The following is a 26,123-nucleotide window of genomic DNA, read 5'->3' on the forward strand; positions in this document are numbered from 1 at the left end:
ACCGCGAGGTATCCCCATGCCCGAACCAAAGCACATCGACTGCCCGGCGCTGCACAAGCGCTCGCCAGACTACCCCTACGGCGACCGAGTACCACGTACCGTGCGCATGCTGAAAAACGTCACCGCCGACCCTATGCCTGGTATCGGATTCGCCTACATCGACGGTCCAGTGCCCTTCGCCAAGGAGCAGGACATCTTGCCGGTCTGGACGAACAGCCACGGCGCGGTCGCCGCTGTCATGCCGAACGGCAGGCAACTTGGTCTCCGCCCCGGAGAGTTCGAGGTGGAAAGCTGGCACGACCTATCGCCGCCGCCGGCGGCATCTGGAGTGACGCTCGCCAGCGCCCGCGAAAATCGCATCTACGTTGCCGGGCCGATGACCGGCATCGAGGACTTCAACTTCCCTGCCTTCAACGCCGTAGCCGCCAAGCTACGGTCGTTCGGCTACATAGTCGAGAATCCGGCAGAGCATGGTGTCGTCGAGGGCGCCGAGTGGGCCGACTACATGGCCTACGACCTCACCCGCCTGGGCCTGTGCGGGGTTATCTGCCTCCTGCCGGGCTGGGAGAACTCGGAGGGGGCGAAGCTGGAGGTGCTTATCGGCCAGCGCCTGGGCATGACGATTGTGAACGCCCAGAACCTGCTGATGAACATGGAGGCTGTATGAGCCAGAAAGTCCGGGCCCGGTTCGTCGTCACGATCGATGAACGCGGCCTCACATTCGTCAAGGGCCTCCCCGCCCGCGGCGCGCTTCTCACGTCGGGCCAGTTGCGCGAGCTGGCACGGACCCTCAATCAGATTGCCAACGACGCCGACCAGGGCGCCAAGGGCGAACAGACCTACCCGCAGGAGGCTGCATGAGCAACGAACAGAAGATGGTCAGCGTGCCGCGTGAGCTTGCAGTCTCCCTTGCTGACGATTGGGGTTCACCACTGGTGACATCCAGATCGAGGATGCGCGCAATCCTGGAACAGCCTGTCGAGCAGCACCAGGGCGAGCCGGTGAAGCTGCCATCCTGCAATGCAAAATCGGGTATGTCTCACGACTGGGACCAAGGCTACGCCGATGGCTGGAACGCCTGTCTCGGCGAAATAGCCAAGCTCGGTCCGCTCTACGCCCACGCAGCTCCAGCAGCAGCTGGAGAGGTCGAGCGGCTGCGCAAGGAGCTTAAAATCGCACTCAGCGACATCAAGGTTGAGCAGCGTGTGTCCAACAACCTGCGGCAACGCAAGGCCGAGCTGGAGGCGCTGCTGCGTGAGGTTGTTGGCACGTGCTCACTGGTGGCGGAAAACGAGCCAACGGGCGAGACAGTTGACCTGCATGACCGTATCGAAGCCTCGTTGTCCGCCAGCGCAGAGCCGAGCGCGCCAATCAGCTAAAGCAGAGGGACTACCCCTGTATCAACTGGATACCCAAGGGTGGGACTTGAAATCAAAAAGCTGAGCCAGGAATCAAAGGACCTACGGTGACACTCAACTGCAGCATCCCAGAAAACGCCCTCCACCTCGTCCGATGCGATCAAAACCATCAGTCTTGAGTTGCAGGCCTCCAAATCAAGGAGGTGTCGGTGAGCGTTTAACCGAAAATCATCTTTGCTACACATTGGACAGATGCCCCCAAAGGACTGACTCGGAATTACGAGTCGATGTTCCTGTGGAGCCACTATGACATCAAAGTGGTAAAGCCACACCAGAATGTCAGACGTTTCGTATTCATTTCCTTATCAGGAGTACATTTGTACTCCTTCCGCTGTAACTCCTCTACCCCCCTCCATTTCAGCCGCGGCATAGCGGCAAGGACAAGTGCGCCCATGGAAAAGAAAAAGCTTGGCCCGGACCATTATCGCTACGTCGACGAGCTCGACCCGAAAGGCCTGGAAGTCACCTGCAAGAAGTACGTGGTCATCGGCGAAACCGAGCAGTGCTGGTACATCGTTGATGAGTTCCACGAAAAACTATTCAGAGGCTCGCAACGTGAATCCCTGCTGAAGCAGCACCGCAAGCGCGTACTGAAGGATGGTGGGGAGTACGGACGGCGATTCGCATACACCGACAAGGCTCTGGCGCTGCGCTCTTACAAGCAGCGAAAGTCCTGGCAGATCCGACATGCCCAGCTTTCACTTGAACGAGCACAGGCCGCCATCGCGTATTTCGGCGACACTCGGACTGAGAGCACCGTGCCACCTGACCACCTGATGGTTCCTTGCGAATACATCCAGGGCATGAACTGGAGCGAATGCTGATGGTCGCCCTCACCTACATGGCCTACCTGATCTACAGAGGGTCGAGATGAGGAAAGTTCGCCGAGTCATTTCTGATCCATCAGCTCGGCTCGGTTTCCGCATCGAGCCAGGCACGTATGAGGCAGCCGAAAAGATCACTGGGTTCCGACTGGACCGGCGTTTCAACTACACGATAACCGCCCAGGGAGAAGTAGAGATAGACGCGGTTTGCTCGGTCCGCTGTTCAGGCTGCAGTTGCGATTGCTCCAGCTGCAGCTACGGATACGACACCCACGCCCCGGCAGGATGCAGAGAGTGCGGCTACACCGGCCGCGTCCGGATGCACTTCGGATACCCGCCCGAACCGCCAGCGCGCAAGAGCGCAGCGTAACCCTTTCCCTAAACACAGCCCGCCGGCAGTGCGGGCAAGGACGACCTATGTCTGATTTTCAGGCGACATCTCAACCAACGGCCAGGAAACGGCATTCCTGCTGTGAATGCCGCGGCCGAATTGACCCGGGCCAACAGTACCAACTAACAGCCGGAGCTTGGGAGGGCCTTATGGACACTTTCAAGACCTGCATGCCATGCGTGCATGCGAGGGATTGGGCAACCAAACAGCCCGAATGGGGTGGAGATGGTGAGCACCTCTTCTACTTCGAAATGCTTGAGGGCGACCTATCCAACCTGGCTCCTGAAATCGATACCGGCGACGGTCGCCGCTTCAAGGCCTACCGACTGCTGGTCTTGATGAACCGGCGCCGCGCTGCGGCCAGCATCCATAACGCAGCCTGATCAACAAACTCAAATCTGCCGCACCCGGCAGCATGGAGATAAACATGGAAATTCAAAGCGAAACACTCGCCGAGGAAGAGCTCGCGGCGATCACCGGGTATCACCTACCCGGGAAACAAATCGCCTGGCTGGCAAACAACGGATGGCAGTACGTGCTGACCGGCGCCAGGCGCCCAGTGGTCGGTCGGGTGTATGCCCGCCTGAAGTTGGCTGGAGTGAAGCCCTCGGCCACAAACGCCGTAGCAGAAACATGGACATTGGATCTTTCGAGGGTGAGCTAAGCAATGGCAAGGAGGAAGGCGGCAAATCTAGACCTGCCGCCGAGAATGATTCGGCGGATACGGACGTTGAAAAGCGGGAAGGTCCTGACGTGTTACTACTATTGCGGCAAGACCCCAGAGGGGAAAAGGGTTGAAACCCCTTTGGGGACGAACCTCGATGAGGCGAAGGTCGAATGGGCGCGACTCGACAGGAAGGCCGTGCCCAAGCCTGTTCATCTGATGGACCGTCTTTTCGACGAGTATGAAGGCAGGGTAATGCCTGGCCTGAAGAAGGGAACGCGGGACGACTACACGAAAGGCTTGAAGAAACTGAGGGAAGCGTTCAGCGGCGCGCCAGTTGAAGCGATTACGACTCAAGTGCTGGCCCAGTACAGGGATGGCAGGACCGCGAAGGTTCGGGCAAACCGCGAACTTGCCCTGCTCTCCACGATCTTTACGCACGCCCGCGAATGGGGCTTCACGACGCAGGCGAATCCCTGCCTGGGCCTGCGTCGAAACAAGGAGGTGCCACGCGACTTCTACGCCGGCGAGGCTGTGTGGGATGCGGTTTATGCCGTGGCGCCTCAGGAGCTGAAGGATGCCATGGACCTGGCTTACCTGACTGGCCAGCGGCCAAGCGACGTCATCAAGACATCGAGCCTCGACCTAAACAATGGATTCCTGAGCATCGTCCAGGGAAAGACGGAAAAGCGCCTGCGAATTCGGCTGCACGATGGCGAGTCGGAATCAGCCTTGAGCCGATTCATCGACGAGCTTCTCGAAAGGAAGAACCTGGCCGGAATCAAAAACTCGATCCTGATAACCAATCAGTCTGGTTTGAGAATGAGCTACCCGATGCTGCGCAACCGGTGGGACGAGGCTCGAGAAAAGGCTGCTTCCATGGCTGCGGCGGATGGTGATGATGAGCTGGCGGCGACGATCAGGAAATTCCAGTTCCGGGATATCCGACCAAAAGCAGCGAGCGAAATCGAGGACATCGGGCACGCAAGTCGACTGCTTGGGCACTCGAAGGAAGAGATGACGAAGAAGGTCTATCGTCGCGTTGGCGAGATCGTCAGCCCAACCAAATGAACCTACGATGCGGAAGCGATGCATTTATTTGCGGAAGCGATTGCCATATCGCAGGCAAAGAAAAAGCCCCGTAGACGCTAATCTACGGGGCTTTGAATAGTGGAGGCCGAGGTCGGAATCGAACCGGCGTAGATGGATTTGCAATCCACTGCATAACCATTTTGCTACTCGGCCTCAGGGTCGAATCGAGCGCCCTTGCAAGCTTTGCTTGCCGCAACTCCTTGATTCTTCAGCGATCGCTACGTTGCCGTCCGTGCTGATGGCGCGCATTATGTCCTAGTTGAATGACACTGGCAACCCCCTGAATTCTAAATATTTTTTATTTTTCTGGATCAGCCCTCACCCTGCTCCCGAGCCGCCAATTGCACCAGCCGCGCGGCCAGGGCCTTGGCCTGGATCGCCACGTCGGTCACTGCCGTGCTCTCCCACCACATGCCGCGCAACGGCGGGCCCATGGCGAACAGCCGTGTCGAAACATCGCCTTCGCCATCCACCACCGCACCACCAGCATCCACCGCAATCCCCAGGGCCAGTGGCCCCGGACGAATCAACCCGCGCGCCAGCAGTTGCTGCGGCAACGGACGATCCACCCGGCGCCAGTCGTATTCGATACCGGTGGAGTTGATCAGGCCTACACCGCTGACGGTCACGGTCTGTGACTCGCCCCGTGGCCGGATGCTGATGCTCACCTGCCCATCCCGCACGTCGCCCAGCCCCTTGAGCGAAGCCGCCTCGATGGTCAACCGCCCTTCCCTGTGCAGGCGCTCCACCAGTTCGGCGCTCAGCGGCGGCGAGCGGTGGTGATGGCTTTCCCACCAGGGCCGCACATGACGCACGAACTGCCGGCGCTGAACGTCGGTGGCCTGGCTCCATAACCGGCCGATATGGGCACGCACCGTGTCCAGGGGCGCCTGCCAGTCGATACCGGCCTCAATGGCCTCGATACACTGCCGGCGCACTTCGCGCAGCAGTTGCAACGGGCTGCGAAGGCTGTGGTCAGCCGCCAGGAAGTCGACCCAGGTCGGCGGCTGGCGGCGAACATGGGGCAGCAGGCCGTGGCGGGAGAAGACGCGGATCGGCCCGCGATGGCCAGCCTGTTCCAGGGAGACCACGGCATCGACCATGGTCAGGCCGGAGCCGATGATCAGGACCGTGCCTTGAGGGTCGAGGCGCGACAGGGTGGCGACGTCCCAGGGGTCGACGGCGGCGGCGTTGAGGCCGCTGGATTGTTTCTGGCGGGTGCGCGAGGCCGGGAACATGCCGGTCGCCAATACCGCATGGGCGCAATGCAACGGCTGACCATCGGCCAGTATCAGGCGCACTCCGTCGCTGTCGCTGTGCAGGTCGACCACTTCACCGTGCACATGCTCGGCGGTCGAGCCCCAGGCCGCGCCCTGCTCCCGCGCCTCGGCCAGGCGTTGCTGCACGTAGAGGCCGAAGAGGCCCCGGGGCATGAACAGTTCGCTGACCGGCACGTGCTGCTGGTCCGACTCCGGCCAGCCGCCCTGGGCAATGTAGGCCGTGAGCCACTGGGTGAGGTCGTCGGGGTTGTCCGGGTCGACGCTCATGCGCGCCGCGTTGCCGTTCAAGGTGTGGCCCAGTTCCGTGGCGCTGTAGGCTTCGCCGCGGCCGAGTTCGGCCCGCGGTTCGACGATCAGCACCCGCCGCCGCCCCGGCAGGCGCAGCAACTGCACCGCCAGCATGGTTCCGCTCAAGCCACCGCCGACGATCAGTACGTCAGCCTGCTCCGCTGCCGGCGGGATGGCGTGTGTCGCCTGTCCGCTCAGGACTTCACTCATTCTTCGCTCTCTTGTCAGTGCCTGCCCAGGTAGAAATCCTGCAGGTCGCTCCGGGCCAGCAATTCGTCCGACGTTCCGCTGAGCACCACCCGGCCAGTGTCGAGCACATGGCCGCGAGTGGCGTATTTCAACGCTACGTTAATGTTTTGTTCGGCAATCAGGAAGCTCACCTGTTGCTCGCGGTTGAGCTGGGCGACGATCTCGTAGATCTCTTCCACGATAATAGGCGCCAGGCCCATGGATGGCTCGTCGAGCAAGACTAAAGTCGGCCGGGTCATCAGCGCCCGACCGATGGCGACCATCTGCTGCTCGCCACCGGAGGTCAGCCCGGCCTGGGTCTTGCGCTTGGTTTTCAAACGCGGGAACCAGGCATACAGCCGTTCCAGGTCGTCCTGCAGCTCACGGCGGCTGAGGCCGCGAACGAAACCGCCGCTGCGCAGGTTGTCTTCCACCGTCAGTTGGCCGAACACGTGGCGCCCCTCCAGCACATGCACCAGGCCGTCGCGCACGCGCTGGTTGGGCTCCACCGCCAGGCTGTCCCGGCCCTGGAAGTGGATGCTGCCGCGGGTCACCTGCGCACGCTCGGCGCGTACCAGCCCGGAGATGGCCTTGAGGGTGGTGCTCTTGCCGGCGCCATTGGCACCGAGCAAGGCCACGATGCCGCCCCGCGGCACGCTCAGGGACACACCGGACACCGCGAGGATGCTGCGGTCGTAGATCACCTCGATGTCCTCGACCTGCAGCAGTGGCGCCAAGCCCGTTTCAATCGCCGCCTGGCCCATGGCTCACTCGCCTGCCGCGCAGGTGCGCGGGGTCAGGTTCTTTTCCTTGGCGAAGGCCGCCGACTTTTCGTCGATCAATGGCCGCAGCAGGGCGCGGTCGGCGGCGATCCAGTCGCTGACCAGGCTCCAGTGCGCGCCATCCCATTGCTGCACCCGCGCCGAGCCGCCGCCTTCGTGGTCGCTGCAGGACAGCTTGAGGTTCTGCATCAGGCCGTAGAAACCCATGGCCTTGAGCCGGGCATCGTCGATATCCAGGTGTTCCAGGCCCCAACGGCCCTCCTCCCCGTGCAGTGGCCGCTTGCCGAACTTGGCCTGGCCGGTGCGGATGGCCTCCACGGCGATGGCGGCGTTCACCAGGCCGGAGTTGTAGTACACGCTGCCAAAGTTGCTCAGGTCCTTGAGGTCGCTCTTGCCCTTGTCGAGGATGTATTGCTTGAGGCGCTTGTGGATCTCGAAGTCAGTCCCCGCCGGGTACGGCGTCAGTGCCAGGTAGCCCTTGGCCGCGGCGCCGGCCGGCAGCACGTCCTCGCTGGAGCTGGCCCAGATGTCGCCGATGATATGGTCGACCGGGAAGCCGAAGCGCGCGGCGGTCTTGACCGCCACCGGGGTCGATACGCCCCAGGTGCGCAGGAACACCCAGTCCGGGTTGAGCTGGCGCACCTGGCGCCATTGCGCCGATTGCTCGTTGCCGGGATCGGCCACCGGGATCTGGATGTTCTCGAAGCCGTACTTCTCTGCCAGCAACTTCAGTGGGCCGAGGGTTTCACGGCCGTAGGCCGAGTCGTGGTAGACGGTGGCGATCTTCTTGCCCTTGAGCTTGTCGAAGCCACCTTCGCGCTGGGCGATGTAGTTCACCAGGGTCGAGGCTTCGCTGTAGAAGGTCAGCATCACCGGGAAGTTGTAGGGGAACACCTTGCCGTCGGTGGCTTCGGTGCGCCCGTAGCCGAGTGTGATCAGCGGGATCCTGTCGACTTCCGCGCGCTCGCTCAAGGCATAGGCCGCCGGCGCGCCATTCGGCTGGTAGACCGCCACCGGCGCGCCATCCAGGCCGTTCTTGAAGCGCTCGTAGCACTCGATGCCCTTCTCGGCGGTCCACTCGGTCTCGCACTCCTGCCACACCAGCTTGACGCCGTTGATGCCGCCCTCGACCTCGTTGATGTAGTTGAGGTAGTCGATCATCCCCGCCCACACCTGCACGCCGCTGGAGGCGTAGGCGCCGACCCGGTAGGTGGCCAAGGGGAAGAACTGCTGGTCCGGCGAGGCCTGGGCCAGGGGTGCCGCCGCACCGAGGATGCTCAGGGCCAGGGCGGTGGCGGTCAGTGAACGCTTGAACAATGCACGCATGGTCGAATCGGTCTCCAGGGATGTCGGGTCGGGAAGTCAGAAGCGCAACGGCCAGTGGCGCAGCCGGTCGCGGGTATTGCCCAGCAGGCGGATCAGCCCCTCCGGTTCCTTGACCAGGAACAGGATGATCAGCACGCCGAAGATGATTTTCTGCAGGTTCTGCAATTGCCCGGCATCCACCGCACCGCCCAGCAGGGCCTGGCCGAGGTGGCTGAGCAGGATCGGCAGCAGGCTGATGAAAGCCGCGCCGATGAAGTTGCCGGCGATACTGCCCATGCCGCCGATAATGATGATGAACAGGATCTGGAACGAACGATTGATGTCGAAACTGCCGGCGCTGGCCGTCCCGAGGTAGGCGAAGGCCCACAACGCGCCGGCGATGCCGAGGTAGAACGAGCTGACAGCGAACGCCAGGCGCTTGTAGCGTGCCACCGGGATGCCGATCACGGCGGCGGCGGTGTCCATGTCGCGGATCGCCATCCAGTTGCGCCCGGTCTGGCTGTTCACCAGGTTGCGCGCAGTCCAGGTCAGCAGCAGTACCGTGACCAGAGTCAGCAGGTAGCGCCCCAGCGGCGTGTTCAGGTCCTGGCCGAACAGGCTCAGGCTCGGCGCGGAGATGGTCCCGGAGGAGCCGTAGTTGTAGAACCAGGGAAACTTGACGAACAGCCACTCCAAAAAGAACTGCGCCGCCAGGGTGGTGACCATCAGGTAAAAGCCCTTGATCCGCGAGCTGGGCAGGCCGAACAGCAGCCCCACCAGCGCACTGATCACCCCGCCACCGAGCAGCGCGACAGGCAGGCCCAGCTCCGGCAGGCGCAGCAGGAACCCGTAGGTGGCGAAGGCCCCGACCGCCATGAAGCCCGCCGCGCCCACCGAGGTTTGCCCGGTGTAGCCGGTCAGCAGGTTGAGACCCAGGCCGGCCAGGGACAGCACCAGGAACGGAATCAGGATCGCGCTGAGCCAATAGTCGTTGCCCACCAGCGGCACTACGCCGAAGGCCAGCAGCAACAGGCCGATCAGGCTCCACGGCAGGCGCCGTTCAACCAGCACCCAGGGTGCCGTTTCAGTGATCACGGGAACAGACATGTTTCAGACTCGCTCGATGGCCCGCTCGCCGAACAGGCCGGCCGGGCGGATGTAAAGGAAGACCAGCGCCAGGACATAGGCGAACCAGGGGGTGATGCCACCGCCGATCAGCGGGCCGATATAGACCTCGGCGAGATTCTCGGCGGCGCCGACGATCAGCCCGCCGACGATGGCCCCGCCGATCGAGGTGAAGCCGCCGATGATCAGCACCGGCAGCGCCTTGAGCACCACCAGCGACAGCGAGAACTGCACGCCCTGGCGCGCGCCCCAGAGCAGCCCCGCCACCAGGCCGACCACCCCGGCCACCGCCCAGACGATCTGCCAGATGCGATTGAGGTGAATGCCGATGGACAGCGCCGCCTGGGTGTCGTCGGCCACCGCCCGCAGCGACACGCCGATGCGGGTCTTGTTGAACAGCAGCGCGAGCACCACCACCAGCACCAGCGCGGTGGCCGCGGCGATCAGGTCGAACTGGCTGAGCATCACCCCGTGGACGAACAGCGGCACGTCGTCGATGCCCAGGTCCAGCGCCCGCACCTGCGAGCCCATCAGCCCCTGGGCCAGGCCCTCGACAATGAACGACAGGCCGAGGGTGGCCATGAACAGGGTGATCTGCGAACGGTTGACCAGCGGCCGCAACACCAGGCGTTCGATCAGCAGCGCACCGATCACCATCACCGCCACCGTCAGCAGCAGCGCCAGGGCAAAGGGCACGCCACGCTCGTGCAGGCTGACGAAGGTCAGCGCGGCGAACAGCAGCATCGAGCCCTGGGCGAAGTTGAATACCCCGCTGGCCTTGTAGATCAGCACGAAGCCGATGGCGACCAGCGAATACAGGGTGCCGGCGAGCAGGCCGCCGAGCAGGGTTTCCAGGAAGAAGGCCATCAGTGCACCGCTCCCAGGTAGGCGGCGATCACCTCCGGGTTGGCCTGCACTTCGGCCGGCGTACCGTCGCCGACCTTGCGCCCGTAGTCGAGCACCACCACGTGATCGGACAGGCCCATCACCACCCCCATGTCATGTTCGATCAGCACCACGGTGGTACCGAGGTCGCGATTGACCCCGGCGATGAACCGGGCCATTTCCTGTTTTTCCTCGGCGTTCATCCCGGCCATGGGCTCGTCCAGCAGCAACAGGGTCGGCCCGGCGATCAGAGCCCGGCCCAGCTCGACGCGCTTTTGCAAGCCATAGGACAGATTGCCCACCGGCACCTCGCGCAGGGCCTGCAGTTCAAGCAACTGCAGGATCTGCTGGGCCTGGCGCCGAAACGCCTCGGCCTCGCGCCGCGCCCGCGGCAGGCCCAGGGCCTGTTCGAGGAAGTGGCTGCGCTGGTAGCGCGACAGGCCGGTGAGCAGGTTGTCGATCACACTCATCTTCTTGAACAGCGCATTGTTCTGGAACGTGCGACCGATGCCGCGGCGCGCGGCGTCCAGCGGATCGATACGACGAAAGCGCTGGCGTTCGAAGACGATCTCACCGCTGTCGAAGCGGTAGACGCCGTTCAACAGGTTGAGCAGCGAACTCTTGCCCGCGCCGTTGGGCCCGATCAACGCGCAGATCTCGCCGCGGCGGACGTCGAACGACAGTTGGTTGATGGCTTTCACACCCTTGAACGACAGGGATATGTCCCGCACCTGCAAAATCGGCTCGGCCACACTCATGCGCTTTTCCGTCCCGGGGCCTGGAGCCGCCATTGGTTGAAGGTTGCCGGCAGCTTCGCGGGGTGGCTCGGCTGCCAGATGTATTGCAGGCGCTGGAACCCCAGCAGGCGCCTTACGCGCTGCTTGAGCAGGCGCGCGACGAAGCGTTCGGGATGGGCCAGCGACCATTCGCACAGCCGGCGGCGCCAGGTGCTCTGGGGCGCCAGACGCTGTTCGATCTCGTCGGCCAGGCCTTGCAGGCGCTCGGGGGAAAGCAGCAACCCGGACGGGGCCACTTCGCGACGATCACGGCTGGCACTGTCGCGGCTTTCGGCGAAGGCCAGGCTGTGGCCGCTGTTCAGCCATTGCTCGAGCACCACCGCCAGGCCGCCCTGCCAGCCGCTGTCCTCCTCGCTCCAGAGTTGTGGCTGGGCGGCCGGTGCGCGCCAGAGCACGATCGGTCGCGGTTCCGGGCTATCGCCGCAGAGGCCGGCGAAGTCCAGCACGGTTTGCCGTGGCAAGCCTGGCAGGCGACCCGGCAACTGGTTGGCGATCAGCACCCGGGGAGCGCTGTCCGCATCGCCGGCGGCGATCCAGTCGAGCAGTTGCTGGCGGCTGTCGACGAAGCCGTGGCTCGGGTGCAGGCGCCAGAATGCCCGGCCGAGGGCTTCGACACTCAGGTCCGGGGCCAGGCTGAAGACCCGGCCGCCAATGGAATGGGCCGCCAGGGCCAACAGCAGCAGATTGGGTTCAAGGGCGCCGCTGAGGGCCAGCCGCGAATCGGCCGTGAAACCCTGCTGGCGCAGGCCGTCGGCCAGGCGCTCGACCTCACGCAGGGTGTCGATCCAGCGCCAGCTGTGCCACTGGCCGTGGCGCTTGTGGCGCAGGGCGCTATGCAGCGGGCTGACCTGGGCCCAGTGCCGCAGTTGTTCGAGGGCGGCGGGGAAGATCGAGACCGTTTCCGGTTGCGGTGACAGGGTCGCGGGCGGACGCTTGAGTTCGTGCACGCTCATGGGCTCACCTCTTGCTGTGGTTTGGCGTGCGGTGGTCCGCTGGCGGCAATGGGGTATGTCTGTAAAGTTGTGGGTGTTGTTTTCAGGGCTATTGGCGGGCAACCCCGCGAAGGCGTCCTCAAGGCCACCGCCCGCCCCTCAGGCCGAGCGCACCGGCTTCTGCTGCAACGCCGCCAGGTCCCGGTACCCGGCTCCCGGATGGATATCCGCCAGCTTCGGCCCTGCCCCGAACAGCTTCTCGCGCAGGGTCCCCGGCGCGTACTCCTTCTTGTACACGCCGCGCTTCTGCAGCTCCGGCACCAGCCACTCGACCGCATCGACAAAAGTCTCGTGGGTCAGCGCATACGCCAGGTTGAAGCCGTCTACGTCGGTCTCCTCGACCCACTCCTGCAGCAGGTCGGCCACCGTCTGTGGCCCACCGACGAACAGCGGTCCGAAGCCGCCGATCCCCACCCAGTCGGCCAACTCGTGGGGCGTCCACACCCGGTTCGGGTCCGCCGTGGAGAAGGTCTCCACGGCCGACTGGATCGCATTGGTGTGTACATGCCGCAGCGGCTCGTCCGGCTTGAACTGGCTGAAGTCGATCCCGGTCCAGCCGGAAATCAGCGCCAGCGCGCCTTCGTAGCTGACGTAGGACTTGTATTCCTCGAACTTGGCCCTGGCCTTGGCGTCGGTCTCGTCGACGATCACCGTCTGCAGGTTGAAGATCAGGATGCTCTTCGGATCGCGCCCCGCCTCGGCGGCACGTCGGCGGATGTCAGCCACCACCTTCTTGAGCAGCACCTTGGACGGTGCGGCGACGAACACGCATTCGGCGTGCTCGGCGGCGAACTGCTTGCCGCGACTCGACGCGCCGGCCTGGTACAGCACCGGCGTGCGCTGTGGCGACGGCTCGCACAGATGAATGCCGGGCACCTGGAAGTGTTTGCCGAAGTGCTGGATCTCGTGGATCTTGCGCGGGTCGCTGAACAGCTTGCGCTCGCGATCACGCAGCACCGCGCCGTCTTCCCAACTGCCTTCCCAGAGCTTGTAGCAGACCTCCAGGTACTCCTCGGCGTAGTCGTAGCGCGCATCGTGTTCGGTCTGGGCGCGCTGGCCGAGGTTCTTCGCCCCGCTCTCCAGGTACGAGGTGACGATGTTCCAGCCAGCCCGGCCCCTGGTCAGGTGATCGAGGGTCGACAGCCGCCGGGCGAACGGATACGGGTGCTCGAAGGACAGCGAAGCGGTCAGGCCGAACCCCAGGTGCTCGGTCACCAGCGCCATCGGCGGGATCAGTTGCAGCGGATCGTTGACCGGCACCTGCGCCGCCTGGCGGATCGCTGCATCACCGTTGCCGTTGTAGACGTCGTAGATGCCGAGCACGTCGGCGATGAACAGGCCGTCGAACTTGCCACGCTCGAGAATCTTCGCCAGGTCGGTCCAGTACTCCAGGTCCTTGTACTGCCAGGAACGATCCCGTGGGTGGGCCCACAGACCGGGGGACTGGTGGCCCACGCAGTTCATGTCGAAGGCATTGAGGCGAATTTCACGGGACATCGACAGCACTCCTGGAACGGTCGGGCAGCACGCCATTGAGGCGGAAGTTGCCAATCAGCTTGTATTTCAGGTGCAGGGGGTCCTGCAGCGGGTCATGGCTGGGTGACACTACGGCACGCTGACCGGTCAGCGCCCACTCGGTGTTACCCACCTGTTGCAGGGCCTCGGCGCTGGCGATCGCCGCTTCGGTGGCGGCAATGAGCTTTTCCGCCTCGTCCTGGGGGCCGTCGGCGAAACGCTGGGCACGCTCGATCAGGGCGGTGGCGACCTCGATACGGATCTGCAGGTCACCGAACTGGCTGATCACCTGCGGATCGCGTGCCTGGCTGGCGTGGCCGCGCACGGCGGCAAGCGTCCGTTCAAGGCCGCTGCGGGCAGCCTGCAGGTCAGCGCCGGCATGGTTCAGCGCGGCATCACGGGGAATGGCTTGATTCAATGCGTTCATCGCGGACTCCTAGTTCCAGGCATGCCGGGCCGGCTTGACGCCGTTGAGCAGGTAGTTGCCGATCAGGTGGTATTTCCAGCGCGCCGGGTCATGCAGCGTGTGGGTGCGGGCGTTGCGCCAGTGGCGGTCGAGGTTGTGCTTGCCCAGCACCGAGCGGGTGCCGGCCAGTTCGAACAGCTTGCTGGCGGCGAGCAATGAGGTTTCGGCGGAGAGCACCTTGGCCTGGGCCACCACCACCGAGGCCTCGGCGACGCTGTCCTCGCTGGGCTGCGCCAGGGCATGGTCGATGGCCCGACCGGCCTTTTCCAGAATCGCCTCGGTGCCGTGCACCCGCCATTCCAGGTCGCCGATGGCCGCGAGGCTGAACGGGTCCTGCCAGCCGTGTTCCTGCTGGCTGTCGATCCACGGGCGAGCCTGGCGGGCGTGGCGTTTGGTTTCCTCGAGGGCGCCCAGGGCGATACCGGTATCGACCGCGGCCTGGATGATCTGCGAGATCGGGCCGTTGGCGGTGGGCTGGTCGAAGGCCAGATGAGCGGGAATGACACTGCTGCGCGGCACGCGGACATCGACGAACAGGGCGTTGCCGCTGGCGGTGGTGCGCTGGCCGAAACCGTCCCAGTTGTCGACGATGGTCAGGCCCGGGGCATGACGCTCGACGAAGGCGATCTGCGCGTTGCCCGCCTCGTCGAGGCCGACCACCGGGACGATATGGGCGAACAGGGCGCCGGTGCAGTAGAACTTCTCGCCATTGATCACCGCACTGTCGCCGTCGAAGCGGATGCGGGTGTCGAAGGTGCCGGCATTCCTGCTCTTGGCTTCGGAGAAGGCGTTGCCGAAACGGTAGCCTTCCAGCACCTTGGCGAAGTAGTGGCGTTTCTGCTCTTCGCTGGCGGTCTGCAGCAGGATGTCGAGCACGCCGAGGTGGTTCTGCGGGATCTGCCCCAGGGACGGGTCGGCCGCCGAGATGATCTTGATCACCTCGGCCACCGTCACATAGGACACCCCGGCACCGCCGTAGGCCTTGGGCACGGTGATGGCCCACAGGCCGGTGGCGGAGAACTCATCGAGCTCGGCGCCCGGCAGGCGGCGTTCGCGGTCGCGTGCGCTGGCCTCGACGGCAAAACGTGCGGCCAGTTGCCTGGCGGCGGCGATCGCCTCTTCATCCGAGCGGATGACATAGGCGACAGTGGTGGGTTTGGCGGCAGCTGTCATAGACCGACTCCAGAGTCCTGTTGAGTGCGAAAGAACGCATGCAGAGGACATAGCAGGAGTCGTGCCTGAATATAAATTTCTTAAATTTCAGATAGTTATGATAAAAACCTAGAAATGGACGCAACTGAAAAACAGCCAAACTGTCCAGTTACTGTTGCTCTGGCAACACTCGGAGGGACATCAGTCGAAGCCTAGGCTATATACGAATCGCCCGCCCAGGCCATTCACCTTACAGCACCACATTGCGCACGAAGCGCACCGCGACCTCGCCATCATTGCGATACCCATGGGGCTGGTTGCTCGGGAACATGAAGAACTCTCCCGTCGCCACCGAGCGCTGTTCTTCCCCCAGCCAGACGGTCAGGCATCCTTCGAAGACATACAGCTGTTCACTCCAGCCATCGTTGTCCGGCTCGGAGTGATAAACCTCCCCCGGTTCCAGGCGCCATTCCCACAGCTCGACCTCGCGGCTGGCCATCGCCTTGGCCAGCAGCACCGCCTTGCTCCCCGGGATCGAACCGGCCCAGGCCAGTTCGTTGATGCGGCTCGGGTCACGGGCATCGGGAGCCTGGATCAGGTCGCTGAAAGCTACGTCAAGTGCTTCGGCCACGCGGTCGAGGGTGGTCAGGCTGACATTCTTTTCCCCTGCCTCGATGGCCACCAGCATCCGCCGGCTGACCCCGGATTTTTCCGAAAGCGCCGCCTGGCTCAACTGTGCCGCATGGCGCAGACGCCGGACATTGAGGCTGACGTGTTGCAGAACCGAAGCGCGTTGCGAAGTTTCTTTGTGCACTATATTGCTCACATGCTAGGTTTGCGCAGTATACTGCCCATCTTTCGGCGCATTGTGCGTCTCACTCCAGGAAGCGCGCAAGGCCATGGTATCGGTCAAATCCGGCAGTTTAGTCCCTTCGGTGCTGCGGTTCAGCAAAGCCGAGTGCGTGTTGATCCTGATCACCATGATCTGGGGCGGCACCTTCCTGCTGGTGCAGCACGCCATGGCCGTCAGCGGACCGATGTTCTTCGTCGGGCTGCGGTTTGCCGCCGCGGCCATTATCGTCGCGCTGTTCTCGGCCCGCAGCCTGCGGGGCATGACGGCGTTCGAGGTGAAGGCCGGGGTCTTCATCGGTACGGCGATCATGCTCGGCTACGGCTTGCAAACCGTGGGCCTGCAAACCATTCCCAGCAGCCAGTCGGCGTTCATCACCGCCCTGTACGTGCCTTTCGTGCCGCTGTTGCAGTGGCTGGTGCTGGGCAAGCGGCCGGGCCTGATGCCCAGCATCGGCATCATGCTGGCCTTTACCGGGCTGATGCTGTTGTCCGGACCGAACGGCGCCGAGCTGAATTTCAGTTCGGGGGAAGTCGCCACCATCCTCAGCGCCATTGCGATTGCCGCCGAGATCATTCTGATCGGCAACTATGCCGGCAAGGTCGATGTACGCCGCGTCACCGTGGTGCAACTGGGCACCGCCTCGGTGCTGGCCTTGCTGATGATCGCACCGACCCGGGAAGCGTTGCCGACGTTTTCCTGGACGCTGCTGCTCAGCGCCGTCGGCCTGGGCGCCGCCAGTGCGGCGATCCAGGTGGCGATGAACTGGGCGCAAAAGAGCGTATCGCCGACCCGAGCCACGCTGATCTACGCCGGCGAGCCGGTCTGGGCCGGGATCGCCGGGCGGCTGGCGGGTGAGCGGTTGCCGGGGTTGGCGTTGCTCGGGGCGGGGCTGATCGTGGCGGCAGTGATCGTCAGTGAGTTGAAGACCAGGGGCAAGGGTGCCGAGGCGGTTGAGGAAGGTGTCGAAGCGCAGGGGCTGGATTCGAATAATCCCTGATGGAGATTAATTAGAGATCGCGTGATCGTTCTTCGCGGGCAAGCCACGCTCCTACACTGCTACTCTTCGGGCAGGTATATCAGGCATTTGCCACTCTCCTTGTAGGATTCTGCGACAGCTTCCGGGTTGGTGATCCCGGACGGGCCACGTATGATCCTTCGCAAACTCCTGCAGATTAGAAGCCTATGTCACTGATAGTTCTACTGCTTCTGCCTTTTTTAGGCAGCTGTCTGGCAGCCGTGCTGCCCCATAATGCGCGCAACAGCGAATCGATCCTGGCCGGTGTGGTTGCCCTGGTCGGAACGGTTCAGATGGCCCTGTTCTACCCGCAGATCGCCCACGGCGGCGTGATCCACCAGACCGTCAGCTGGCTGCCCAGCCTCGGCCTGGACCTGGTGCTGCGCCTGGATGGTTTCGCCTGGCTGTTTTCCATGCTGGTGCTGGGCATCGGTACGCTGGTGTCGCTCTACGCGCGCTACTACATGTCGCCGGACGATCCGGTGCCACGCTTCTTCGCCTTTTTCCTGGCGTTCATGGGAGCGATGCTCGGCCTGGTGCTGTCCGGCAACCTGATCCAGATCGTGTTCTTCTGGGAACTGACCAGCCTGTTCTCGTTCCTGCTGATCGGCTACTGGCACCACCGCTCCGATGCCCGGCGCGGCGCCTACATGGCGCTGACCGTCACCGGCGCCGGCGGCCTGTGCCTGCTGGCGGGGGTGCTGATCCTCGGCCATGTGGTCGGCAGCTACGAGCTGGATGCGGTGCTGGCGGCCGGTGACAAAATCCGCGCCCATGCCCTCTACCCCGTGTTGCTGCCACTGATCCTGATCGGCGCGCTGAGCAAGAGCGCACAGTTCCCCTTCCACTTCTGGCTGCCGCGGGCGATGGCCGCGCCCACCCCGGTTTCGGCCTACCTGCACTCGGCGACCATGGTCAAGGCCGGGGTGTTCCTGCTGGCGCGGCTGTGGCCGGCGCTGTCGGGCAGCGAGGAATGGTTCTGGATCGTCGGCGGTGCCGGTGCCGCAACGCTGGTGCTCGGCGCCTACTGCGCCATGTTCCAGAACGACCTCAAGGGCCTGCTGGCCTACTCGACCATCAGCCACCTGGGCCTGATCACCCTGCTGCTGGGCCTGAACAGCCCGCTGGCCGCCGTGGCCGCGGTGTTCCATATTCTCAACCACGCCACCTTCAAGGCCTCGCTGTTCATGGCCGCCGGCATCATCGACCATGAAAGCGGCACCCGCGACATCCGCAAGCTCAGCGGGCTGGTCAAGCTGATCCCGTTCACCGCCACCCTGGCGATGGTCGCCAGTGCCGCAATGGCCGGGGTGCCGCTGCTCAACGGTTTCCTGTCCAAGGAAATGTTCTTCGCCGAGACGGTGTTCATCAACTCCACGGCGTGGGTCGAAGCGGCGTTGCCGATCATCGCGACCATCGCCGGCACCTTCAGCGTCGCCTATTCGCTGCGCTTCACCGTCGACGTGTTCTTCGGCCCACCGGCCACCGACCTGCCCCACACTCCCCATGAGCCGCCACGCTGGATGCGCGCACCGGTCGAGCTGCTGGTGTTCACCTGTCTGCTGGTGGGGATCTTCCCGGCCCAGGTGGTCGGCGCGATCCTCGCCGCCGCCGCCCTGCCGGTGGTCGGTGGCAGCCTGCCGGAGTACAGCCTGGCGATCTGGCACGGCCTGAATGCACCGATGGTCATGAGCCTGATCGCCATGTCCGCCGGCGTGCTGCTCTATCTGCTGCTGCGCAACCAGCTCAAGCGCGGACGCTTCGCCCGTCCGCCGCTGATCGGCCGCCTGGACGGCAAGCGCCTGTTCGAATCGGTACTGGTACTGAAGATGCGCCTGGCGCGGCGCCTGACCCGCCTGCTCGGCACCCAGCGCCTGCAGCCGCAGTTGTTCCTGCTGGTGCTGGCAGCGCTGGTGGCCGGGCTGATCCCGATGCTGCACAGCAGCCTGAGCTGGGGCGACCGGCCGAAGATCCCCGGCTCGATCGTCTTCGTCACCCTCTGGCTGCTGGCCATTGCCTGCGCCCTGGGCGCCGCCTGGCAGGCCAAGTACCACCGGTTGGCGGCACTGACCATGGTCAGTGTCTGCGGCCTGATGACCTGCATCACCTTCGTCTGGTTTTCCGCACCGGACCTGGCCCTGACCCAACTGGTGGTCGAAGTGGTCACCACGGTGCTGATCCTGCTCGGCCTGCGCTGGCTGCCACGGCGAATCGAAGAGGTTTCGCCGCTGCCCAACAGCCTGCGCAAGGCGCGTATTCGCCGCCTGCGCGACCTGCTGCTGTCGGTGCTGGTCGGTGGCGGCATGGCGCTGCTGTCCTACGCCATGCTCACCCGCCAGACGCCGAACGACATTTCCTCGTTCTACCTCAGCCGGGCCCTGCCCGAAGGCGGCGGCAGCAACGTGGTCAATGTGATGCTGGTGGACTTCCGCGGCTTCGACACCCTCGGGGAAATCACCGTGCTGGTGGCTACCGCGCTGGCGATCTTCGCCCTGCTCCGTCGTTTCCGCCCGCCGCGCGAGAGCCTCGAGCTGCCCAACCAGCAACGCCTGCTGGCCAGCGATGTGGTCACCGACCTGGTCAACCCGCGCAGCGCCAGCGACACCGCGCTGGGCTTCATGATGGTGCCGGCAGTGCTGGTGCGCCTGCTGCTGCCGATTGCCTTCGTAGTCTCGATGTACCTGTTCATGCGCGGCCACAACCAGCCCGGCGGCGGCTTCGTCGCCGGCCTGGTGATGTCGGTGGCGTTCATCCTGCAATACATGGTCGCCGGCACCCAGTGGGTCGAGGCACAGATGAGCCTGCGGCCGTTGCGCTGGATGGGCTTCGGGCTGCTCTGCGCGACGCTCACCGGGCTGGGGGCGATGGCCTTCGGGTATCCGTTCCTGACCACCCACACCGCACACCAGCACCTGCCGCTGCTGGGCGATATCCATGTCGCCAGTGCGCTGTTCTTCGACATCGGCGTGTACGCGGTGGTGGTCGGCTCGACCCTGCTGATCCTCACGGCGCTGGCGCACCAGTCGGTTCGTGCGCACCGACCCGGTCAGTTGACCGCATCACCCGGCAAGCCTGCACTCAAGGGAGGAATCGCCTGATGGAAGAAGTCATTGCCATTGCCATCGGGGTACTCGCCGCCTCCGGCGTCTGGCTGATCCTGCGGCCCCGGACCTTCCAGGTGGTGATGGGCCTGTGCCTGTTGTCCTACGGGGTCAACCTGTTCATCTTCAGCATGGGCAGCCTGTTCATCGGCAAGGAGCCGATCATCAAGGACGGCGTGCCCCAGGACCTGCTGCACTACACCGATCCGCTGCCCCAGGCGCTGGTGCTGACGGCGATCGTCATCAGCTTCGCCATGACCGCGCTGTTCCTGGTGGTCCTGCTGGCATCCCGGGGCCTGACCGGCACCGACCATGTGGACGGTCGGGAGCCCAAGGAATGAGTTTGCTACCGCACCTGATCGTCGCCCCTATCCTGCTGCCGCTGCTGACCGCCGCGCTGATGCTGATGCTCGGCGAGAAGCACCGCCCGCTCAAGGCCCGCCTCAACCTATGCTCGAGCCTGCTGGGGCTGGGTATTTCCGTGTGGCTGCTGATCTGGAGCCAGCAATCGGTGGAGCCCGCCTCCATCGGCGTGTACCTGCCGGGCAACTGGCAGGCGCCGTTCGGCATCGTGCTGGTGGTCGACCGCCTTTCGGCGCTGATGCTGGTGCTCACCGGCATCGTCGGCGTGTGTGCCCTGCTGTTCGCCATGGCCCGCTGGGACCGTGCCGGCAGCAGCTTCCATGCCCTGTTCCAGATCCAGCTGATGGGTCTGTACGGCGCCTTCCTGACGGCAGACCTGTTCAACCTGTTCGTGTTCTTCGAAGTGCTGCTGGCGGCCTCCTATGGCCTGATCCTGCACGGCTCCGGGCGGGCGCGGGTGTCCTCGGGCCTGCACTATATCGCGATCAACCTGCTGGCTTCGTCGCTGTTCCTGATTGGCGCGGCGTTGATCTATGGCGTGACCGGGACCCTGAACATGGCCGACCTGGCGGTGAAGATCCCGCTGGTGCCGGAGGCCGACCGTGGCCTGCTGCACGCCGGTGCGGCGATCCTCGCCGTGGCGTTCCTGGCCAAGGCCGGCATGTGGCCGCTGAACTTCTGGCTGGTGCCGGCCTACTCCTCGGCCAGCGCGCCGGTGGCGGCGATATTCGCGATCATGACCAAGGTTGGCGTGTATACCCTGTTGCGCCTGTGGACCCTGCTGTTCTCCGGCCAGGCCGGCGCCTCGGCGTATTTCGGCGGCGACTGGCTGATCTACGGCGGCATGGCGACCATCGGCGTTGCCGCCATTGCCATCGTGGCGGCCCAGCGCCTGGAACGCATGGCCAGCCTGAGCATCCTGGTATCGGCGGGCATCCTGCTCTCGGCGGTCGGCTTCGCCCAGCCGAACCTGACGGCGGGCGCGCTGTTCTACCTGGTCAGCTCGACCCTGGCGATGTGCGCCCTGTTCCTGCTGAGCGAGTTGATCGAACGTTCGCGCTCGGCCAACGAGCTGCCGCTGGACGAAGACATCGACCCGCTGCCCCGACCGCTGGAATCGCTGCACCCACGCCCCGGCACCAACCTGGACGACGAACAGAAAGCCGTGGTGGGCCAGGTGATCCCCTGGACCATGGCCTTCCTCGGCCTGAGCTTCATCGCCTGCGCCCTGCTGATCATCGGCATGCCGCCACTGTCGGGCTTCATCGCCAAGCTGAGCCTGCTCAGTGCCCTGCTCAACTCCCTGGGGCTCGGCCAGGCCGCGCCGATCTCGCCCGCGGCCTGGGCCCTGGTGGTACTGCTGGTGGTGTCCGGGCTGGCCTCGCTGATCGCCTTCACCCGCATGGGCGTGCAGCGCTTCTGGAGCCCGGCGGACCGCCCGTCGCCGACCTTGCGCCGCTTCGAGTGCCTGTCCATCGTCGTCCTGCTCGGCCTGTGCATCCTGTTGACCGTCAAGGCCGAGCCGCTGCTGCGCTACACCCAGGCCACCGCCGCCAGCCTCGCCAACCCCGGGCACTATATCGGTACAGTGCTGGCGACCCGCGCGTTGCCGAGCCCGGCAGTCAAGGCCGTCGCGCAGGAGGTGCAGCCATGAAACGCCTGTTCCCCGCGCCCTGGCTCTCCCTGGCGCTGTGGCTGCTGTGGCTGGTGCTGAACCTTTCGGTCAGTCCCGGCCAGCTGTTGCTGGGTGCAGCCCTGGGCTTCCTGGCGCCGCTGATGATGGCGCCCCTGCGGCCGCTGCCGATCCGCATCCGCCGCCCCTGGGTGATCCTGCGTCTGTTCCTGCTGGTGGGCCGAGATGTGATCGTATCCAACCTGGCCGTCGGTTGGGGCGTGCTCAACGCCGGTCGGCGACCGCCGCGCTCGGCGTTCATCAAGGTGCCGCTGGACCTGCGCGACGCCAACGGCTTGGCCGCGCTGTCGATGATCTGCACGGTGATTCCCGGCACGGTCTGGTCGGAACTGGCGCTGGACCGCAGCATCCTGCTGCTGCACGTGTTCGACCTGGATGAGGAAGCGCTGTTTATCCGGCACTTCAAGGACACCTACGAGCGCCCCCTGATGGAGATCTTCGAATGAGCGCACTGCTCGCCAACGCGATCCTGTTCAGTCTGTTCCTCTTCAGCGTGGCCCTGGTCCTGACCGTGGTGCGGCTGTTCAAGGGCCCCTCGGCACAGGACCGGGTCCTGGCGCTGGACTACCTGTACATCATCGCCATGCTGATGATGCTGGTGCTGGGCATCCGCTATGCCAGCGACACCTACTTCGAGGCGGCGCTGCTGATCGCTCTGTTCGGCTTCGTCGGCTCCTTTGCCCTGGCCAAATTCCTCCTGCGTGGCGAGGTGATCGAATGAATGAACTGTCGTTGTGGATCGAGATTCCGGTGGCGGTATTGCTGGTGCTGGCCAGCCTGTTCGCCCTGTGCGGCGCCATCGGCCTGTTGCGCATGAAGGACTTTTTCCAGCGCATGCACCCGCCGGCATTGGCCTCGACCATCGGCGCCTGGTGCGTGGCGCTGGCCTCGATCCTGTACTTTTCCGCGCTCAAGTCGGAACCGGTGATGCATGCCTGGCTGATCCCGATCCTGCTGTCGATCACCGTACCGGTCACCACCTTGCTGCTGGCCCGCACCGGGCTGTTCCGCAAGCGCATGGCCGGTGATGACGTGCCGGGAGAAGTCAGCAGCGGGCGCCCCGAGGGCGGCAGCTGAGATGCCGCTACCGGCGCCCTTTCTCCCCAGGCACTGCACCGTCCTTCGGGAGCTGGCTTCAGGATATCTGCCACGGATCCTGAGTCTACTTGAATGGTAGCTGCTGAAGAGTCCGTACAGTATTGCTTTCCGGGTAGAGGCTCCTGGTGTTGGGTAGGGCGAGCAGATGGTCTTGAATCAGACCGACATCATCGCGCCCAACGATCAACGTTTCGCCATGCCACTGCTTTTGAAGTTCGTACAGTGGCATTCTCAGATTCCCCCTGGCAGGATCTGCCAGGAAAGCCTTTCCCTGGCTGACGCCTTTCAGCACGACAAAATGATTCAATTCCTTACGCCTTAAAAGGATGATGGTGGGACCTTTCAACCTTGATGCCGCCTCCAGTGGCAGCATGACTCCAGCAGCGTTATAACCAAGATTTTCTGCCGCGTTTTTCAGATCAAGCATTGAAAAACCTTTCCGGACTCGATCCAGCAGCTCTTCTTTTGACAGCCTATGAATGATTTCGGACAGTATCTGCTGTTCCCCAATGCTGTCAGAGAAGTACTGATTCAGGAGTATCGTGAGCGAAGCAGCACCACACGAATAGTCAAGCGTCTGGCGCTGAATTCCAGAAAATTTCAGCTGTTGCAGCGATGTTATCTTTGGCGCTGCACTGCTTGCACCTGAAAATAAAAGTACTGCAAGCATCGTGAAGACCGGGGCGTTGTTCATGGTTAGTTCAAATTCTTCTTCAAACTTATGGATAGCGCGGCCGGCCCGGAGTCGTTGTTCAGGCCGTACGTGATGCTCGGGGAAATCAGCCAGCTTTCGGATAGTCTGTAGGAAACATTCAAGGTGATATCCATCGGATCCGAGTCGGAACCATAGATAGTTTCGTGCTCGGCCTTCATGTTTGAACTGTAAGAATAGGAAAACCTGGAGCCGAGGGACAAACGCTCATTCAGAGCGAACCCCACACCGAAGTACGTATTGACAACCCAGCCAGGCTGTACATCGTAGCCGTCAACCTTGTTGGCAAAGAAATACTGGTAATTGAAACCACCAAACAGGATGGCAGGGTCGGTGGACCTGACGAATGCCAGCCCCGGAGCGACACTCCAGTGCCCGCTACCATTGTTCAGCGGGTCCTTCCAACTGTCACTGAAGGAGTTGTATTTTTTCCTGCCCGTCGGGGCACTGACATCGAACGTGGCAGATATTGCCGGGGTACTCTCCGTTTCCTGTGTCAGTTGATACTGGCCACCAAAGGAAATGTCGGCCATATCCCACGAGCTGGTGCTTCTGATGTACTCGTTGCTTGATACGTCTTGCACCCGGCTATAGGTCATGGGCACGCTTGCGTATACCTCCACCCCCTCGTACAGCCCTGCCCTGATAGTCGGACGCAGTTCCAGTTGGCGCGCGGAGTAGGACGATTTCTGAAAGTAGCCTGCTGCGGGAAGACTGTACTGGGTGCGGCTTTGCTTGTAGGTCGAACTCAAGTCCAGCTCGACCTTCCCGGGAGAAAGCAGTACGGTGGATCCGGTCAGGAAATCCAGGGGAGCCTGGTTTTCCGTCTCGGCACCATACTCCTTCTGCTCGTTTCCCTTGGCACCCTCACCGGCCTTGACCCTCTGCTCTGTCTCAGTGTGGCTGAAGGACTTCACTATTCGGCTTATCGATCCTATGGCGATCGGGGATGTGCCAAAGGTCTGCGAGTTTATCGAGGTCAGACCAGCACTGTCGGTTTTCAGCTGCCCGATGACCTTTTCGCCACTCGAGAACTCAACATGGTATTGAGTGTCTGTCGCAATGTTTTCGATTTCGGCGGTAGGGATCCTGATTGCCGCACCATATCGTGTATCAAATACGCAGATGCCGTTTGTATAGGAGATGATATTCCCCGAATACCTGTCTCCACTTTTTAATTTGATATTGTCACCATAGGCGAAGGGGGCAATCAGAAATAGAAAAAAATACATTTTTTGAAAATGCTGCGAATTGCAAATCATCAAGAAACCCTTGCGGCGATGGTGGAAGCCATAGACAGCGCTATGACTTCCAGTTTTTAGTTACCAGGAGAACGTTGAGATAGGGCGATTCCAGGAACTCGTGCGGAAGCCATAAACACTTGGCTGCTTGGTTTCGGGATGGAGTACTTGCACATGCAGATCAATCTCCGTTGCGTACGCCAGATTCCATGCCCCTACGTTGCTGGTTTTGTCAGCGAGCCAACGGTCACCTGCAACATAGTAGGTACCGCCATCGTAGTCGTACGTATAAACCCCATGCGGATCATAGGAGGTACCCACAATATTGTAGGAGCGATAGTCACTCTGGCTGCCGAACTTCTTCCAGGTGACATGATAGGTTTGCAACCCTTGCGTTACGCTGGGCATCGGTTGGCCGGTAATAAGGGCGGCGCCCTTGATATCACCCAGTTGTTTATCGCTCAGTTCGGCAGGCTGGAGGCCCTGGGACTTCAGCGATTCCAGAATGGGATTCCCGGCATGGCTGATTGCAGGCACAGCCAGAATCAATGCAGCCGCCATTGCGGACTTTACTAGGTTTTTCATCCATGTACCTCGGTTTGGTTTAAGGAACGTTAAGGCATATAAATGCCAAGCTTACTCATGAAGCCCATCATTCGCGGGTGCGACGTGATGGATTGAGTAATCGGGTTGTGAAGACACTTGCTCAAACCGGGAGTTGACATGGACGCCTTACAGCGTGAGCTCATGTCTGAAAGTCCATTTTCCCGTAGGCTGTGTACGAAATTGTTTGAAACGCAGGTTAGGCAAGGCAAAAACCGGCGAGGAACGGCCGGGGTCGCG

27 protein-coding genes, 1 tRNA gene and 1 pseudogene are annotated in these 26,123 nt (G+C 63.1%); 14 read left to right on the top strand and 15 right to left on the bottom strand.

Annotated elements, in window-relative coordinates:
- From PF66_RS26640 to PF66_RS26670, 7 genes are all read left to right on the top strand, one after another.
- The coding region (locus tag PF66_RS26640; RefSeq protein WP_425357920.1) for a DUF4406 domain-containing protein at window positions 1–667 on the top strand (667 nt) is incomplete at its 5' end.
- On the top strand, window positions 664–861 hold the full coding sequence (locus PF66_RS26645) for a hypothetical protein (protein ID WP_054064307.1): 198 nt from the start codon (window positions 664–666) through the stop codon (window positions 859–861). The genes PF66_RS26640 and PF66_RS26645, both read left to right, overlap by 4 nt.
- Window positions 858–1,379, top strand: a complete 522-nt coding sequence (locus tag PF66_RS26650) for a hypothetical protein (RefSeq protein WP_054064308.1) — start codon at window positions 858–860, stop codon at window positions 1,377–1,379. Before PF66_RS26645 ends, PF66_RS26650 begins: the two co-directional genes overlap by 4 nt.
- 431 nt (window positions 1,380–1,810) lie before the next feature.
- A complete protein-coding gene (locus PF66_RS26655) occupies window positions 1,811–2,242 on the top strand; it encodes a hypothetical protein (RefSeq protein WP_054064309.1) in 432 nt (143 codons plus the stop codon).
- Window positions 2,243–2,782: 540 nt separating this feature from the next.
- Window positions 2,783–3,016 (top strand): hypothetical protein, encoded by a 234-nt coding sequence (locus PF66_RS26660; protein WP_241494453.1) that lies wholly within the window; start codon window positions 2,783–2,785, stop codon window positions 3,014–3,016.
- A 44-nt stretch (window positions 3,017–3,060) separates the two neighbouring features.
- Window positions 3,061–3,297, top strand: coding sequence for a DUF4224 domain-containing protein (locus tag PF66_RS26665; RefSeq protein ID WP_054064311.1), 237 nt, complete (start codon window positions 3,061–3,063; stop codon window positions 3,295–3,297).
- 3 nt (window positions 3,298–3,300) lie between these two features.
- The gene (locus tag PF66_RS26670) at window positions 3,301–4,368 is read left to right on the top strand and encodes a tyrosine-type recombinase/integrase (protein WP_054064312.1); all 1,068 of its coding nucleotides are present in this window, start codon (window positions 3,301–3,303) and stop codon (window positions 4,366–4,368) included.
- 100 nt (window positions 4,369–4,468) lie between these two features.
- On the opposite strand, the gene PF66_RS26675 is transcribed toward PF66_RS26670, so the two are convergent.
- The 12 genes from PF66_RS26675 to PF66_RS26730 form a co-directional block, all read right to left on the bottom strand.
- Window positions 4,469–4,542, bottom strand: a tRNA-Cys gene (locus tag PF66_RS26675).
- A gap of 158 nt (window positions 4,543–4,700) precedes the next feature.
- On the bottom strand, window positions 4,701–6,167 hold the full coding sequence (locus PF66_RS26680; RefSeq protein WP_054064313.1) for an FAD/NAD(P)-binding protein: 1,467 nt from the start codon (window positions 6,165–6,167) through the stop codon (window positions 4,701–4,703).
- 14 nt (window positions 6,168–6,181) lie between these two features.
- Window positions 6,182–6,949, bottom strand: coding sequence for an ABC transporter ATP-binding protein (locus PF66_RS26685; RefSeq protein WP_054064314.1), 768 nt, complete (start codon window positions 6,947–6,949; stop codon window positions 6,182–6,184).
- 3 nt (window positions 6,950–6,952) lie between these two features.
- Window positions 6,953–8,293 (bottom strand): ABC transporter substrate-binding protein, encoded by a 1,341-nt coding sequence (locus PF66_RS26690; protein ID WP_054064315.1) that lies wholly within the window; start codon window positions 8,291–8,293, stop codon window positions 6,953–6,955.
- Window positions 8,294–8,329: 36 nt separating this feature from the next.
- Window positions 8,330–9,379: a branched-chain amino acid ABC transporter permease gene (locus tag PF66_RS26695; protein ID WP_054059302.1), complete on the bottom strand. Its 1,050-nt coding sequence runs from the start codon at window positions 9,377–9,379 to the stop codon at window positions 8,330–8,332.
- A 3-nt stretch (window positions 9,380–9,382) separates the two neighbouring features.
- On the bottom strand, window positions 9,383–10,264 hold the full coding sequence (locus PF66_RS26700; protein ID WP_054059301.1) for a branched-chain amino acid ABC transporter permease: 882 nt from the start codon (window positions 10,262–10,264) through the stop codon (window positions 9,383–9,385).
- Window positions 10,264–11,040, bottom strand: a complete 777-nt coding sequence (locus PF66_RS26705) for an ABC transporter ATP-binding protein (protein WP_054064316.1) — start codon at window positions 11,038–11,040, stop codon at window positions 10,264–10,266. The genes PF66_RS26700 and PF66_RS26705 overlap by 1 nt, the downstream gene beginning before the upstream one ends.
- Window positions 11,037–12,032: an AMP-binding protein gene (locus tag PF66_RS26710; protein ID WP_054064317.1), complete on the bottom strand. Its 996-nt coding sequence runs from the start codon at window positions 12,030–12,032 to the stop codon at window positions 11,037–11,039. The genes PF66_RS26705 and PF66_RS26710 overlap by 4 nt, the downstream gene beginning before the upstream one ends.
- 138 nt (window positions 12,033–12,170) lie before the next feature.
- The gene (locus PF66_RS26715) at window positions 12,171–13,568 is read right to left on the bottom strand and encodes an LLM class flavin-dependent oxidoreductase (RefSeq protein ID WP_054064318.1); all 1,398 of its coding nucleotides are present in this window, start codon (window positions 13,566–13,568) and stop codon (window positions 12,171–12,173) included.
- A complete protein-coding gene (locus PF66_RS26720; RefSeq protein WP_054057057.1) occupies window positions 13,558–14,013 on the bottom strand; it encodes a hypothetical protein in 456 nt (151 codons plus the stop codon). The genes PF66_RS26715 and PF66_RS26720 overlap by 11 nt, the downstream gene beginning before the upstream one ends.
- Window positions 14,014–14,022: 9 nt before the next feature.
- Window positions 14,023–15,225: an SfnB family sulfur acquisition oxidoreductase gene (locus tag PF66_RS26725; protein WP_054064319.1), complete on the bottom strand. Its 1,203-nt coding sequence runs from the start codon at window positions 15,223–15,225 to the stop codon at window positions 14,023–14,025.
- Window positions 15,226–15,454: 229 nt separating this feature from the next.
- The gene (locus PF66_RS26730) at window positions 15,455–16,018 is read right to left on the bottom strand and encodes a helix-turn-helix domain-containing protein (protein WP_054057059.1); all 564 of its coding nucleotides are present in this window, start codon (window positions 16,016–16,018) and stop codon (window positions 15,455–15,457) included.
- Window positions 16,019–16,030: 12 nt separating this feature from the next.
- Here PF66_RS26730 and PF66_RS26735 point away from each other — a divergent pair.
- From PF66_RS26735 to PF66_RS26765, 7 genes and pseudogenes are all read left to right on the top strand, one after another.
- A pseudogene (locus tag PF66_RS26735) lies at window positions 16,031–17,054 on the top strand (DMT family transporter).
- Between the two features lie 185 nt (window positions 17,055–17,239).
- Window positions 17,240–20,170, top strand: a complete 2,931-nt coding sequence (locus tag PF66_RS26740; protein WP_054064320.1) for a monovalent cation/H+ antiporter subunit A — start codon at window positions 17,240–17,242, stop codon at window positions 20,168–20,170.
- A complete protein-coding gene (locus PF66_RS26745; RefSeq protein ID WP_007986256.1) occupies window positions 20,170–20,514 on the top strand; it encodes a Na+/H+ antiporter subunit C in 345 nt (114 codons plus the stop codon). The genes PF66_RS26740 and PF66_RS26745 overlap by 1 nt, the downstream gene beginning before the upstream one ends.
- Window positions 20,511–22,190, top strand: coding sequence for a monovalent cation/H+ antiporter subunit D (locus tag PF66_RS26750; protein WP_054064321.1), 1,680 nt, complete (start codon window positions 20,511–20,513; stop codon window positions 22,188–22,190). Before PF66_RS26745 ends, PF66_RS26750 begins: the two co-directional genes overlap by 4 nt.
- Window positions 22,187–22,675: a Na+/H+ antiporter subunit E gene (locus tag PF66_RS26755; RefSeq protein ID WP_054064322.1), complete on the top strand. Its 489-nt coding sequence runs from the start codon at window positions 22,187–22,189 to the stop codon at window positions 22,673–22,675. Before PF66_RS26750 ends, PF66_RS26755 begins: the two co-directional genes overlap by 4 nt.
- Window positions 22,672–22,950, top strand: a complete 279-nt coding sequence (locus PF66_RS26760) for a K+/H+ antiporter subunit F (RefSeq protein ID WP_054057064.1) — start codon at window positions 22,672–22,674, stop codon at window positions 22,948–22,950. Before PF66_RS26755 ends, PF66_RS26760 begins: the two co-directional genes overlap by 4 nt.
- Window positions 22,947–23,306 carry a Na+/H+ antiporter subunit G gene (locus PF66_RS26765; RefSeq protein ID WP_054057065.1) on the top strand — a complete coding sequence of 120 codons (360 nt, stop codon included), beginning with the start codon at window positions 22,947–22,949 and terminating at the stop codon, window positions 23,304–23,306. The genes PF66_RS26760 and PF66_RS26765 overlap by 4 nt, the downstream gene beginning before the upstream one ends.
- An 85-nt stretch (window positions 23,307–23,391) precedes the next feature.
- On the opposite strand, the gene PF66_RS26770 is transcribed toward PF66_RS26765, so the two are convergent.
- Genes PF66_RS26770 through PF66_RS26780 form a run of 3 tightly spaced genes read right to left on the bottom strand, consistent with a single transcriptional unit; the run spans window position 23,392 to window position 25,865 of the window.
- Entirely contained in the window at window positions 23,392–24,021 is a 630-nt protein-coding gene (locus PF66_RS26770) for a C39 family peptidase (protein ID WP_081005892.1), read from the bottom strand.
- A gap of 2 nt (window positions 24,022–24,023) precedes the next feature.
- Window positions 24,024–25,301, bottom strand: a complete 1,278-nt coding sequence (locus tag PF66_RS26775; protein ID WP_054064323.1) for a transporter — start codon at window positions 25,299–25,301, stop codon at window positions 24,024–24,026.
- 60 nt (window positions 25,302–25,361) lie between these two features.
- Window positions 25,362–25,865 (bottom strand): hypothetical protein, encoded by a 504-nt coding sequence (locus tag PF66_RS26780; protein ID WP_239687914.1) that lies wholly within the window; start codon window positions 25,863–25,865, stop codon window positions 25,362–25,364.
- Window positions 25,866–26,123: the final 258 nt, after the last annotated feature.

The organism is Pseudomonas asplenii (genome assembly GCF_001293465.1).
Taxonomy (GTDB): Bacteria; Pseudomonadota; Gammaproteobacteria; order Pseudomonadales; family Pseudomonadaceae; genus Aquipseudomonas; species Aquipseudomonas fuscovaginae_B.

Bases quoted from the DNA above. Each gene is read 5' to 3' on its own strand.
- PF66_RS26770 (WP_081005892.1), bottom strand. From the start codon at position 24,021: ATGAACAACGCCCCGGTCTTCACGATGCTTGCAGTACTTTTATTTTCA.
- PF66_RS26775 (WP_054064323.1), bottom strand. From the start codon at position 25,301: ATGATTTGCAATTCGCAGCATTTTCAAAAAATGTATTTTTTTCTATTT.
- PF66_RS26720 (WP_054057057.1), bottom strand. From the start codon at position 14,013: ATGAACGCATTGAATCAAGCCATTCCCCGTGATGCCGCGCTGAACCAT.
- PF66_RS26740 (WP_054064320.1), top strand. From the start codon at position 17,240: ATGTCACTGATAGTTCTACTGCTTCTGCCTTTTTTAGGCAGCTGTCTG.
- PF66_RS26710 (WP_054064317.1), bottom strand. From the start codon at position 12,032: ATGAGCGTGCACGAACTCAAGCGTCCGCCCGCGACCCTGTCACCGCAA.
- PF66_RS26645 (WP_054064307.1), top strand. From the start codon at position 664: ATGAGCCAGAAAGTCCGGGCCCGGTTCGTCGTCACGATCGATGAACGC.
- PF66_RS26715 (WP_054064318.1), bottom strand. From the start codon at position 13,568: ATGTCCCGTGAAATTCGCCTCAATGCCTTCGACATGAACTGCGTGGGC.
- PF66_RS26780 (WP_239687914.1), bottom strand. From the start codon at position 25,865: ATGAAAAACCTAGTAAAGTCCGCAATGGCGGCTGCATTGATTCTGGCT.
- PF66_RS26765 (WP_054057065.1), top strand. From the start codon at position 22,947: ATGAATGAACTGTCGTTGTGGATCGAGATTCCGGTGGCGGTATTGCTG.
- PF66_RS26660 (WP_241494453.1), top strand. From the start codon at position 2,783: ATGGACACTTTCAAGACCTGCATGCCATGCGTGCATGCGAGGGATTGG.
- PF66_RS26760 (WP_054057064.1), top strand. From the start codon at position 22,672: ATGAGCGCACTGCTCGCCAACGCGATCCTGTTCAGTCTGTTCCTCTTC.
- PF66_RS26725 (WP_054064319.1), bottom strand. From the start codon at position 15,225: ATGACAGCTGCCGCCAAACCCACCACTGTCGCCTATGTCATCCGCTCG.
- PF66_RS26655 (WP_054064309.1), top strand. From the start codon at position 1,811: ATGGAAAAGAAAAAGCTTGGCCCGGACCATTATCGCTACGTCGACGAG.
- PF66_RS26685 (WP_054064314.1), bottom strand. From the start codon at position 6,949: ATGGGCCAGGCGGCGATTGAAACGGGCTTGGCGCCACTGCTGCAGGTC.
- PF66_RS26705 (WP_054064316.1), bottom strand. From the start codon at position 11,040: ATGAGTGTGGCCGAGCCGATTTTGCAGGTGCGGGACATATCCCTGTCG.
- PF66_RS26650 (WP_054064308.1), top strand. From the start codon at position 858: ATGAGCAACGAACAGAAGATGGTCAGCGTGCCGCGTGAGCTTGCAGTC.
- PF66_RS26700 (WP_054059301.1), bottom strand. From the start codon at position 10,264: ATGGCCTTCTTCCTGGAAACCCTGCTCGGCGGCCTGCTCGCCGGCACC.
- PF66_RS26665 (WP_054064311.1), top strand. From the start codon at position 3,061: ATGGAAATTCAAAGCGAAACACTCGCCGAGGAAGAGCTCGCGGCGATC.
- PF66_RS26745 (WP_007986256.1), top strand. From the start codon at position 20,170: ATGGAAGAAGTCATTGCCATTGCCATCGGGGTACTCGCCGCCTCCGGC.
- PF66_RS26680 (WP_054064313.1), bottom strand. From the start codon at position 6,167: ATGAGTGAAGTCCTGAGCGGACAGGCGACACACGCCATCCCGCCGGCA.
- PF66_RS26755 (WP_054064322.1), top strand. From the start codon at position 22,187: ATGAAACGCCTGTTCCCCGCGCCCTGGCTCTCCCTGGCGCTGTGGCTG.
- PF66_RS26750 (WP_054064321.1), top strand. From the start codon at position 20,511: ATGAGTTTGCTACCGCACCTGATCGTCGCCCCTATCCTGCTGCCGCTG.
- PF66_RS26695 (WP_054059302.1), bottom strand. From the start codon at position 9,379: ATGTCTGTTCCCGTGATCACTGAAACGGCACCCTGGGTGCTGGTTGAA.
- PF66_RS26670 (WP_054064312.1), top strand. From the start codon at position 3,301: ATGGCAAGGAGGAAGGCGGCAAATCTAGACCTGCCGCCGAGAATGATT.
- PF66_RS26690 (WP_054064315.1), bottom strand. From the start codon at position 8,293: ATGCGTGCATTGTTCAAGCGTTCACTGACCGCCACCGCCCTGGCCCTG.